General features: G+C 53.4%; 8 protein-coding genes. 2 read left to right on the top strand and 6 right to left on the bottom strand.

The features are described 5' to 3' along the window. Positions 1–436 precede the first annotated feature (436 nt). Both CLV80_RS16810 and CLV80_RS16815 read right to left on the bottom strand, forming a co-directional pair. Positions 437–2,017, bottom strand: a complete 1,581-nt coding sequence (locus CLV80_RS16810) for a Mur ligase family protein (protein ID WP_106359107.1) — start codon at positions 2,015–2,017, stop codon at positions 437–439. Next, positions 2,014–2,772, bottom strand: coding sequence for an alpha/beta fold hydrolase (locus tag CLV80_RS16815; protein WP_165793410.1), 759 nt, complete (start codon positions 2,770–2,772; stop codon positions 2,014–2,016). Before CLV80_RS16815 ends, CLV80_RS16810 begins: the two co-directional genes overlap by 4 nt. A 157-nt stretch (positions 2,773–2,929) precedes the next feature. On the opposite strand from CLV80_RS16815, the gene CLV80_RS16820 reads away from it, so the two are divergent. Further along, positions 2,930–4,048 carry an ATP-binding protein gene (locus CLV80_RS16820; RefSeq protein WP_375342204.1) on the top strand — a complete coding sequence of 373 codons (1,119 nt, stop codon included), beginning with the start codon at positions 2,930–2,932 and terminating at the stop codon, positions 4,046–4,048. On the opposite strand, the gene CLV80_RS16825 is transcribed toward CLV80_RS16820, so the two are convergent. Together CLV80_RS16825 and CLV80_RS16830 are read right to left on the bottom strand one after the other, a co-directional pair. Further along, the gene (locus CLV80_RS16825; protein ID WP_207766609.1) at positions 4,034–4,534 is read right to left on the bottom strand and encodes a D-Ala-D-Ala carboxypeptidase family metallohydrolase; all 501 of its coding nucleotides are present in this window, start codon (positions 4,532–4,534) and stop codon (positions 4,034–4,036) included. The genes CLV80_RS16820 and CLV80_RS16825 overlap by 15 nt on opposite strands. Next, positions 4,531–5,421 (bottom strand): LysR substrate-binding domain-containing protein, encoded by an 891-nt coding sequence (locus tag CLV80_RS16830; RefSeq protein WP_106359109.1) that lies wholly within the window; start codon positions 5,419–5,421, stop codon positions 4,531–4,533. Before CLV80_RS16830 ends, CLV80_RS16825 begins: the two co-directional genes overlap by 4 nt. A gap of 143 nt (positions 5,422–5,564) precedes the next feature. On the opposite strand from CLV80_RS16830, the gene katG reads away from it, so the two are divergent. Beyond that, on the top strand, positions 5,565–7,778 hold the full coding sequence (gene katG, locus CLV80_RS16835; protein WP_106359110.1) for a catalase/peroxidase HPI: 2,214 nt from the start codon (positions 5,565–5,567) through the stop codon (positions 7,776–7,778). A 74-nt stretch (positions 7,779–7,852) separates the two neighbouring features. On the opposite strand, the gene CLV80_RS16840 is transcribed toward katG, so the two are convergent. Together CLV80_RS16840 and CLV80_RS16845 are read right to left on the bottom strand one after the other, a co-directional pair. Further along, a complete protein-coding gene (locus CLV80_RS16840) occupies positions 7,853–10,972 on the bottom strand; it encodes an efflux RND transporter permease subunit (RefSeq protein ID WP_106359111.1) in 3,120 nt (1,039 codons plus the stop codon). Then, a complete protein-coding gene (locus CLV80_RS16845) occupies positions 10,969–12,111 on the bottom strand; it encodes an efflux RND transporter periplasmic adaptor subunit (RefSeq protein WP_106359112.1) in 1,143 nt (380 codons plus the stop codon). The genes CLV80_RS16840 and CLV80_RS16845 overlap by 4 nt, the downstream gene beginning before the upstream one ends. Positions 12,112–12,381: the final 270 nt, after the last annotated feature.

Below are 12,381 nucleotides of genomic sequence, written 5' to 3' on the forward strand. Positions count from 1 at the left end.
ATGGCGCGCCCCGCCTCAAATACCTCAAAATTTCTTACCGCCCCCGATCCATCCCTCAGCGTCTCCGCTTCCGTCTGACCCGTCCGGCGCCCCGTTAGAGCGTCTCTGCTCGTCCGGTAAGGGGGTTCTAAGGTTACCGCCCGGGACCCGCAACCCCTTTTTTGATAAATCGCAAAGTTTTTGCGTTAAATAGAATTTAACAAACAAATTCAAACACATAACAGCCACACGTCATCAAGAAAAAACCCGCCAACGCCATTTTCTTAAGCAGAAAGCAAACACATCACACAATATGTAGACTTATCCACAGAATAGCCCACAAGCAGACCAGGAATCAAACACACCCAACCCAACCAAAACACCAAAACACACACCAAAGAATCAAAAATCCCGGCAAAATGCCGGGATTTTTGATTCTTAAGCTGCTCATCCCGCATTAAAGAAAGCGCTGCTCCTCTAAGAGGTCAGGAAGATCGTTCTCGTAAAGCACAACATCCTTGGTTTGGATGTCCGCATCAATCTTGGCGCGCGCCTCATAGAAGGATGCTACCTCGATCACATTGACCTGCCCTTTATCAAGGCCATCAGCGAAGCTACGGATCCGGCTTGGGTTCACTACATATATAGTGTCACAGAAATCATTGCAGGTCTGGGCAAGTCGGGCGTGCACCGCGTCATGCTCTAACCCAAGCTCAGCGACACCCGGCGTCACAAGGATCGCGCGACCGCCACGTTCTTTGGCAAGATCGTGCATCGTGGCAACGGCAGACTTAAAGCCCAGCTCATTCGCGTTATACGCATCATCAAGAATCAGCGGCTCGCCGGGGTTTTCGACTTTTTGCAAACGGTGCGGGATTTGCGAGACGGTCTTGGTAAAGAACGGCAGGTCGTCGACGAGCGCAGGATCAACATGCAACGTCAAGACAACGGCCAGCGCGGCGTTCATCACGTTATGATCGCCTAGCAATGGCAGATCAAAGCTAGCATCAGCATGCGATCCATCAACCCAGTGCAAGCCAATCGTCCAGCCACCACCTGCAGCCGTTTGCGCATTCACAATCACGTCCGCATCTTGCGCACCGACTGAAATGACCTGCTTACCGTATTGTTCTTTTAGTTTTGCAAACGGCTCATGGCGCAACACATCGACATTGATGATGGCAGTGCCGTTGTTGCTACACACATATTCTACCAGTTCTGACTTTGCCCGCGCGATTGCTTCGATGCTGCCAAAGCGTTCCGTGTGTGCGTCGCCCACTGCGGTCACGATACCAAGGGTCGGCTGTGCAAAATCGCAAAGCCGTTTGATTGACCCTTCACCATATGCGCCCATCTCGGCGATGAAATACTTGTGCGACCATTGCAGGCGCTGGCGGATATGGCGGGTCAGCCCCAGCACAGTATTAATACTGCCCCGGCTATAGAATACGGGGGCTGATCCCTCGAGGATTTCTGCAAGGATGTGTTTAACCGTCGTCTTACCAAAGCTGCCGGTAATCCCGATCCGTTGTGGATCCATGCGTGCCAGCTTTTCGCGGGCCTCTACTATATACTTGTCGTTGATGCGTTGCTGGAACGGTGCAAGCACCTGATTGGCAGCGATCAAGGCAAAGGGGGCAAGCTGAATGGTGATGATCGCGAAGATCAGCCAGTAGAAGCTTATCAAGAACGGCAAAACCAAGAATGCTGCCGCAAGCAGATAGATCCGGCGTGCGCGTTCGGTCATCGCAAGCGGCTTTTTAAAGCGGTACCTTTTCTCGTCCCAGATGATTGCGCCCAGCGTCGCTGCAAGGATCAACATCACGACGGCGCTTGGGCCTGTCATCAACATGATTACCAGCGCGATCAAAATGGCAGCACTTGCACGCACATCGTACAGGCGTACCGATTGCAGTGCGCCGACATAGCGGGCACCGTCGTATTCCTCTTGCTGGAAATACGCGAGCAGCGTGCGCAGTCGCGTTTGTAGCAAATAGCCAAGCGCACCCATGACGATCAGTTTAGCGAGAATAATCATGTGCGGGCCTCGGTCAGGATATCTTTGATCACGTTTGCAATCTGGTGCCGTCCGCGTGTCAGCACAGACAGGTGATCGAATTCAGGACACTCTATATAAGTAGAGTTCGGGATATGAGCGTGCAGCACCCGGCCTTCGGCTGGCGGGGTGGCGGTATCCTTTGATCCGTAAATCAAATGCGTCGGCGCGATGATACGCCCTACATCATTTGTCTGATCTTCCTTCACCGTCTGGATAAAGATGTCCCGCATCCCAATCTCGCGACTATGGACATAATCGGCACTGCCGTATTTCTTTTCTAGGTCGATGATCTCGTAGTCATCTGTCGCGCGGGCCTTTTTGCGTTTGAACAAGAAGCTACGCCATTGACCACGAAGCTGTTGCCAAAGAGAGCGAGGAAGTTTCACCCCTGCCCCCGCAACAATCACCATCTGTGCAATCGGGCTTTGCTGTTGCGCAGCTAATCGCAGCCCCACACGACCACCAAAGCTGTGGCCGACCCAGATACACGGTTTATCACCAATCTTTTCAGCCAGAACCGTACGCATGTAGTCGGCATAGTCATTCGTATCCCACGCATCATCTGGGCGGGGTGTATCGCCAAAGCCGGGCAAATCAAAAAGAATGCAGCGCGCCTGCCCTGCAATCAATTCCGCCACGGGCAGAAAATCTGCATGGGTTCGCCCCCAACCGTGGGCAAAGACAACAACTGGTCCATCTGGTTGCCCCAGCTCGACGCTCGCGATTGGCTTCATCCGCATTCACCTTTTTATCTATTGGCACCACCTGCTGTGGCGCTTGCCTGCCCTTGGACGTATAACTATCACTGAGGCAAACGATATTCTAGGACAGTACAACGTGACCAAGCTAAATATAGCAGTTGTCTTTGGCGGACCAACCCAAGAACACGACGTGAGCGTTGTCAGCGCCCAGCAGTTGATGGATGCCGCCGATCTGCGCAAGCTCAACATCATCCCGATTTATCTAGATTTCGAAGGGCGCTTTATGCAAGGCGCACGCCTGCGTGATCTTGGCGCGTTTCGGCCCCGCCCCGGTGGGCTAAAGCAAGTAACATTTGCATGGGGCGACAATGGCCCTTGTATTAATGCCGCTGACGGCAGCTGGTCTAAGAATATTGACTGCGTATTACCAGTGTTTCACGGCCCCTACGGCGAAGATGGCCGCATCCAAGGCATGATGGAATTGCTCGGCATTCCTGTCACTGGGTTTAACGCCACGAATTCTGCCATCGCGATGCGCAAAGACGCGACTAAAGCGATTGTTAAAACCGTTGGTGTAAATGTGGTTGATCACGTGGTCGCAAACCATGCGACCCTGCAAAATCCCAAAGCCTTTGCACAAAAGGTCGCCCAGCAAATTGGCTATCCTGCGATTGTGAAACCTGCCAACCTTGGGTCCAGCATCGGGGTCGGCATCGCGACTGACGACGAAACCTTAATCGCGCTTAGCCAAGCGGTGCTGCGCCAAGACGGATTTGCGTTGATCGAACCGAAGGTTCAAAATCTGGTCGAATACAATGTCGCGCTAACATATCGCGACGGTCAGATTTGCCATTCCGCGATCGAACGCCCCAAATCATCCGCTGACCTATTAGATTTTAAAGAGAAGTATCTCGCCTCTGGAGACGGCGGCCCACCCAAGAAGGGCGGCAAATTGGGGAATTCCCCCGTGCCATCACAAGGGATGCTTTCACTAACCCGCGACATAAACCCGGACATCCCCGAAGGGCTGAAGGCGCGCATTTACGAATACGCATCAGCTGCATTTTCGGTGCTCGGGCTACGCGGTGCACCACGGATCGACTTTATGGTCGATAGCGAAACCGGTGAACTGTGGTTCAACGAGATCAACCCGATCCCCGGATCATATGGGTTCTTCCTTTGGGAAGCTGCTGATCCGCCACTCCTGTTTTCTGAACTGATCCAGCATTTGGTGGAAGAAGCGATTGGCGACAGCTTAAAAACCTTTGACGATCCGGTACCGCAAGGGGCACATCTACTTCCCCGCTAGGTCGAAATAGTGAAACCCATCATGAAAGGCGTCGCCATCAAAGGTCGACACCTTTTTTCGATTCCCCATGGCCACACAAGACACATGCACCCAGCCATATTCCCCGCAACGCGGGTCGAACTTTTCAAGGATCAGTTCATCGAAATCGGTATTGTCGATAAGCCAAAGCGCCAGCGTGTCATTCGCAATACCACCCATCATGATATCTGCCGCCTCGCCCCGCAAATGCTGCGAATCCGGCAATCCACCGATTTCAGCATTCAAACGGGGGCAGCGATATCCACTAGTGATAAACAACGGGAGATCGAAGTGGGTAATCGCTGGCTGCAATACCTGCTGACAAAGCCGGGTTAGGTTTTCAACCACACCCACCTCTTGCGGCAAGTTATAGATGCCCTGCTCTGCCGCTGTATCGCTTTGGCAAAACGTGAATAGATCCAAATCCGCAGATAACATCGGATTCAATGGGTTCGTTTTATACGTCATAGTTGCCCCGATTTACGGACGATATCGCACAATGCGTCGAACTGGTGCGCCAGCGGATTTGTTTTGCGCCAAATCATCCCGACTGTTCGGCTGGGTTCTTTTCCGGTGAAACGATCCACGCAAACCGGCGCAGCCCGCCCTTCGACTGGAATCGCCATTTCTGGGATCAACGTCACCCCAATGCCAGCGCCGACCATCTGCACCAACGTCGAAAGCGAACTGCCATCCAATCCTTCACGCGGGACAGCGGTTTGGATGTTGCAGAACGAAAGCGCCTGATCACGAAAACAATGGCCCTCTTCCAGCAATAGTAAGCGCATAGCCCGTAATGCGTCCGGACTGGGTACTGGCAGCTCTGCTTGGGATTCATGGCGTACCAAAACCATGCTTTCGTCGAACAATGGGACCTCGGTCATCCAAGGTTCCGACACAGGCAAGGCAACAATCGCAACATCAATCTGACCATCAGACAGCTCATCGATTAATCGCGGCGTCACGGTTTCCCGGATATGCACATCAAGTTCGGGGTGGGCTTCGTCCAGATGGCTAATCAGTTTGGGCAGAAGATAAGGCGCGATCGTGGGTATCACCCCGATCCGCAAACGTCCGTATAATCTGCCACGGGCCGCACGCGCCATTTCACCCAATTCATCCACCGACTGTAGTATGGTCCTCGCCCGCCCAGCGAAGCTTTCGCCAAATGATGTCAGGCGTACATGCCTTGGGCTACGCTCAAAAAGCGGCGTTCCAAGGCTTTCTTCTAGCTCTTTAATCTGAACAGACAAAGCAGGTTGCGAGATAGAACAAGCATCTGCTGCGCGGCCAAAATGACCGTGGCGTGCAAGTGCTTCGAAATAGCGCAGTTGTTTGAGCGTCAAATTCTTCATAAGATGAAGTTATCGTAACAATTAAAAAATGCAACTTAAACTAATTCTAAAACTATGATAATTGACGACCGAGCGGTGGGGAGAGGCCCCGGTCGCGACAGCTTAGCTAATATAAATAGACCCAGCCAGGATCGGAGAAAAAGATGGACGGAGACAACGTCGGGAAATGCCCCGTTGCACACGGAGGTGCAGTGCACACTACATTCGCAGGGCGGTCAAACCGTGACTGGTGGCCAAACCAGCTAAACCTGCGCATTCTGCACCAGAACACACCAGCATCTGATCCGCTTGGCGCGGATTTTGATTATGCGGAAGAGTTCAAAAAACTAGACCTCGAAGCAATCAAGGCCGACCTAACTGCCTTGATGACAGACAGCCAAGATTGGTGGCCTGCTGACTATGGTCATTATGGCCCGTTCTTTATTCGTATGGCTTGGCACAGTGCCGGTACATACCGTACGGCGGATGGCCGCGGCGGCTCGCGTTCAGGTACACAGCGTTTTGCGCCACTGAACAGCTGGCCAGATAACGGCAACCTCGACAAGGCACGCCGCCTGTTGTGGCCAATCAAACAAAAGTACGGCAACCAGATTTCTTGGGCCGACTTGATGATCCTGACCGGCAACATCGCGCTCGAATCTATGGGTTTCAAAACCTTTGGTTTCGCTGGCGGCCGCGAAGACATCTGGGAACCAGAAGAAGACATCTATTGGGGTGGCGAAGCTGAATGGCTAGCGACTTCCGATAAAGAAGGCAGCCGCTATTCTGGTGAGCGTGAACTAGAAAACCCGCTCGCTGCGGTTCAGATGGGTCTGATCTACGTCAACCCAGAAGGCCCAGACGGCAACCCTGACCCACTGGCATCTGGTCGTGACGTACGTGACACCTTTGCACGTATGGCGATGAACGACGAAGAAACTGTTGCGCTGGTTGCGGGTGGTCACACATTCGGTAAGGCACACGGTGCGGGCGACCCAGCACTTGTTGGTCCTGAGCCAGAAGCGGCACCAATGGAAGCGATGGGCTTTGGTTGGACCAACGCATTCGAAAGCGGCAAGGGTGTTCACACCACGACAAGCGGCATCGAAGGCGCATGGAGCCCAACACCGATCAAGTGGGACATGACATTCCTTGAAACTCTGTTGAACAACGACTGGGAGCTTACGAAATCCCCAGCCGGTGCGCACCAGTGGAAACCTGCGAACGGTGCAATGGCTGATGCCGTGCCTGATGCGCACGACGGATCACGCCACGCGCCAATGATGACAACGGCAGATATGTCGCTGAAGCTCGACCCGATCTATGCACCAATTTCCAAGCGCTTCTTGGAAAACCCTGCAGAGTTCGCAGACGCGTTTGCACGTGCTTGGTTCAAACTGACACACCGCGACATGGGTCCAAAGTCACTGTACCTTGGTGCTGACGTTCCCCAAGAAGATCTGCTGTGGCAGGATCCAATCCCTGCTGTTGATCACGACCTGATCGACGACGCCGATATCGCAAAGCTGAAAGCTGACTTGCTTAGCTCTGGCCTGACAATCTCGGAACTCGTTTCTACAGCTTGGGCGTCTGCATCTACATTCCGTGGTTCAGACAACCGTGGTGGTGCAAACGGTGCGCGTATTCGCTTGGCTCCTGCAAAAGACTGGGAAGCAAACGAACCAGCAAAGCTGGCAAAAGTTCTGGCTAAACTGGAAAGCACCCAAAGCGCGTTCAACGCGGCACAGTCCGGCGGCAAGAAAGTATCGATTGCTGACTTGATCGTTCTGGGCGGCAGCGCTGCTGTTGAACAAGCTGCGAAAAATGCGGGCCACAATGTGACTGTTCCGTTCACACCGGGCCGTACCGATGCGTCGCAAGAAGACACCGATGTCGAAAGCTATGACGTGCTAGAGCCGCTTGCAGATGGTTTCCGTAACTACCTGCAAAAAGACTTTACCGTTCCGGCTGAAAAGCTGCTGGTAGACCGTGCTCAGCTTCTGACGCTTTCCGCGCCAGAAATGACCGTTCTGGTTGGTGGCCTGCGCGTACTTGGCGCGAATGTCGGCGATAGCAAAAGCGGCGTCTTCACAGACAAAACTGATGCACTGACCAACGACTTCTTCGTGAACATTCTGGACATCAAGACCGAATGGAAACCAGTCGAAGGTGACGCGAACCTGTTCGAAGGCCGTGATCGCACAACTGGCGAAGTCTTTGGCACAGGCACACGTGCTGACCTCGTGTTTGGTTCCAACTCGCAGCTGCGCGCAATCGCAGAAGTTTACGCGCAAGACGACGCAAAAGCGACGTTCGCGGACAACTTCGTTGCTGCATGGACCAAGGTGATGGAACTTGATCGCTTTGATCTAAAGTAATCAACAACACGTAAGAAACGAAAAGGGCGCGACCAGCAATGGCCGCGCCCTTTTTCTATTGGTCCAGTGTCGGTTTATTCTGCCGGCATTGGCGCCGCGTTCCCGGCAAAGCGTGCCGCCCGGCGTTCGCCCAGCATCAACATCGCAGGTGTCACCAGCAACGTCAGGATGGTCGCAAAAACCAACCCACCTGCGATGGCGCTAGACAGTTCGGTCCACCATTGGCTGGACGGCGCGCCATAGACGATTTCGCGGGTAAAGAAGTTGATATTCAACCCAATTACCATCGGCATCAGACCCAGCGCAGTCGTCACCGAAGTCAGTACAACAGGGCGCAAACGCTGCGCACCTGTGCGCAAAGCAGCCTCTAGCGAAGATAGCCCCTCTTGCTTGAATTCGTTGAACGCGTCGATCAACACGATGTTGTTGTTCACAACAATCCCCGCCAACGCGATCACACCGATCCCGCCCATAACAACACCGAACGGACGCCCGGTGATCATGAGGCCCAGCAACACGCCAGCAATCGAGAAGATGATCGCGGACATGACGATGAACGCCTGCCAGAAGCTATTGAACTGCGTGAGCAGGATCACAAACATCAGACCAATCGCCGCGACGAATGCCCCCATCAAAAAGATCATGGATGACGCCTGATCCTCTGCTTCACCACCGAATTTCACGTCGATACCAGCAGGTAGACCAAGATCCCCCAAACCGTCTTCAAGAGCAACCGTCAGATCGTTTGCCAAAACACCCGGTGCAACGTCAGCAGAAATGGACACTACGCGTTCCTGATCAATGCGCGTGATGATTCCACTACGTGGAGCAGGGATAAACGACACAAAGTTCGAAATCGGAACGAGACCCGACGCAGTTGGAACGCGCAGTGATTCCAGCTCTGCAAGCGTCCGGTCGACCGCTGGGAAGCGGACGACGATGTCGACTTCTTCGTCGGTGTCGTCAGGGCGATAGTCAGCAACGGTAATCCCGCGCGTCAAAAGCTGAACCGCCTGCCCAAGCAGGGCAACGTCAGCACCGCTGCGTGCAGCCTCTGACCGGTCAACGCTGATTTGCCACTCCACACCCGGACTTGGGCGACTGTCGACAACGTCGATGAACCCGCCCATGCGTTCCATTTCATCTAAGATGATTTGAACGCTGGCTTCTTGATCGGCAGTATTGTTACCACGGATTTCAAGGTTAATCGGCTTGCCACCACCCGGCCCACCAGAGTCGGTTTGGACCTGAATATCGATACCTGGAATCTGCGCCATATCCGCGCGAATGTCTTCGGCAATCAACGCCACCGGACGGCGGGTATCCCACTCTGTCAGCTCAAGTTGGATAGAACCAATCACATCGCCGGTGCTGGCCGATGACCCTGACCGAGAATAGATGCTCGCGATTTCATCATAGGTTTCGAGCCGTGCTTCGACCTGTCGGACAAGCGCATCTTGTTCGTAGACAGAGAAGTTGTCTTTGGCGCGCACTTCTACCTGCGCGTAATCAGGTTCGACCGATGGAAAGAACGTCAGCCCGTTACCAAAGGTACCGTAAGCAACAAACGAACCGACCAGCGCCATAACCGCAAAGCTAAGCGTAATCCAAGGGCGCAACAGCGACCATTCAAGAACACGCACATAGCCGCCCATAAAGCCGGTCATCTTGCGTGGATCACCGCGTTCCGCCGCATACATTTGCGCCTGCGCCTTAGCAGACTGCGGTTGCCGCTTGCCGATGATGCCGCCCATCACGGGGATGAAAATCAGCGCCATGAATAGCGATGCCGCCAATGTGCAAATAACCGTAATGGGTAAGAATTTCATGAACTGGCCAACGATGTCTTTCCAGAACAACAGCGGCAGGAACACGCAAAGTGTTGTCGCCGTCGACGCGATGATGGGCCATGCCATCCGCTTAGCCGCTTCGGCATAGGCCGCTTTGGGCGATCGTCCTTCATGAAGATAACGATCCGCCAATTCGACGGTCACAATCGCCCCATCAACCAGCATCCCCACAACAAGAATAAGTGAGAAGAGCACAACGATATTCATTGTGTAGCCCATCATGAACAGCACAGCGACACCCGTCAGGAACGCGCCCGGAATAGCAAGACCAACCAGAATGGATGACCGGAAACCAAGTGCATAAACTACAACAACCATCACAAGAAAGATCGCCGCAATCACGTTCGCCTCTAGGTCCGAAAGCATTGAAACCACGGTTTCGCTTTCATCCAGCGTATAGCGGATATGAACGCTTTCAGGCCAAGCTTCGCTCGACTTGGTTACGACCTCACGGACAGCAGCGACTGTTTCAATAATGTTCGCGCCAGAACGTTTCTTGATCTCAAGCGCAAGCGCAGGCTGGCCATCAATCCGGGCGAACCCTGTTGGGTCAACAAAAGTCCGGCGGACTGTCGCAACATCCCCAAAGGTCACAACCGTTTGGTCGCGCACCATAACAGGTAGTTCCATGACGTCCTCTAGGTCTTCGATCAGACCGGGAACTTTCAAAACCAAACGCCCTGCTTCGCTCTCGATTGCGCCAGCGGCAATCAGTTGGTTGTTGCGCGTGATAGAGCCGATCAATTCGTCAAATGACAAATTGTAAGTCTCGAAAACCGTCGGATCGATAAGAACCTCTAGCAATTCAGTACGCTTACCACCCACATCAACCTCAAGCACCCCACCCAGAGCCTCAATATCGTCTTTCAGGTCCTCGGTGATGGTGTTTAGCGTCCGTTCGGGTACCGGCCCTGACAGAATGACTGTCAAAATCGGGAACAGCGCAGTGTTGATTTCGGTGACCGTGACATTCGCGTCTTGAGGAAGCTCATTCTCGGCTTTGTCAGCCGCTTCACGTACCCGATCAAGCGCCTCGTCAGAATCAAAGCCCGGCTCAAACTCAAGCTGCACACTTGCGTGACCCTCGCTCGCCATACCTGTCATCGACTTCAGGCCGGTCAACGACGCAAATTCAACCTCCATTGGGCCAACAAGAACGTCTTCGGAATCTTCGGGTGAAATACCGTCTAGGCTCGTTGATACATAGACAATTGGAATTGGGACTTCTGGGTTACTTTCTTTTGGGATCGCAGAATAAGAAACTGCACCCACAATAAGCAAAAAGACTAGGACCAGTTGGACAACCTTGCTGCGCTTAAAGGCAGCGTCAATTATGGCGTTCATTGCGATGCATCCGCTGTTTGGTCAGCAACAGGCGCACGCGGGTTAACAACATCACCCGCATTCACAAAGCCTTGGCCAACTGTGATAATATCGGCTTCGTCAGGCAGCCCGGTAACCCAGATACCATCCGGTTGCGCCCGCACGATAGAAACCTGACTAAACGCTACGACGTCACCTTCGGCTACGGTTTTCACCCCAAGATCACCACTGGTGCCAAGCGACAAAATCGCGGGAGAGATAAAGTGACCACGTGCCTGCCCCGTCGGTATCTCGATACGCGCACTTAGACCCGCTGGCATTTCGCTGTTTGGGTTATCAACGGTAACTTCAACACGAAACGTTCGGGTTTGGGCGTCTGCATTACTGCCAATAAAGCCAATCACACCGACACGTTCTTCGCCGGTGATAAAGGAAACCTGCGCGGTATCGCCCTTGTGCAATCGGGAAAGCGCTTGCTGGGGAACTTGCACGACAACAGTTAGTGGATCGTTGTCCAAGACTTCGGCAACGGTATCCCCGTTAGTTACAAACTCACCTTCATCAAGTGTCATATCATTCAAACGGCCGGAAAATGGTGCCGTGATTACAGTGTTATCCAACTGCTCAACCGCGGCGGTTACCGCAGCTTCTGCCGCTGCCTCGGCAGCGCGGGCAGCAGATACACGATCCTCGGTCGCAAGACCGCGATCTTGCAAAGAAACAGCGTTGTTGTAATCGCGCGTTGCTTGGGCAAGTTGCGTTTGCGCCTGTAGCACTTGGGCTTCGATTGTCTCAGCGTCGATCCGACCGATTTCTTGACCGGATGTCACCAGATCGCCGCGTTCGACCAGAACCTCGATGATTTGACCGCTTGCTTTGGCACGAATCTCAGTCGACCTATCAGGAATAGATTGCCCTTCAGCAGCCAGCACCAACTGCACATCTTGCGCCGCCGAAGGAAGAACGGCAACAGTCACCAAGCTTGGCGCGTTATCATCTGCGTTTTCTTCTTCAGGCTCTGTTGGGGCAAAATAACCGCTTCCCATCCAGCCGACCATCGCCAGCCCCATCAGTATGGCCACCCATTTTGACCGCCCCGCTCCTTTGTCGCCATCAAACGTAAGTTTGCCGGTCAAATCCGGAGAACCATCCTGAGACATGTCGTTTATCCTTCGATATCAATAGAGCTTTGGCCGGGCAGAATGCCACACCGCAATCCGCCCCTAGTTAGGGCCGCAGGTCCATGGTTTCCAGTAGGTCATCCCAGAAAAACGCCGGCACATTCGCAAATTGGTCACACATTATGAGCATTTGCCCAGAAATATGTCACCTATGTCGCGCAACCCGGATCTGACCACACTAGATGAAGCCCCTCTTCAGTATTTCAAAAAAGTGATATCACGACTTGTCATTTCTTCGCGCAACCTTCC

Source organism: Yoonia maritima (assembly GCF_003003285.1).
Taxonomy (GTDB): Bacteria; Pseudomonadota; Alphaproteobacteria; order Rhodobacterales; family Rhodobacteraceae; genus Yoonia; species Yoonia maritima.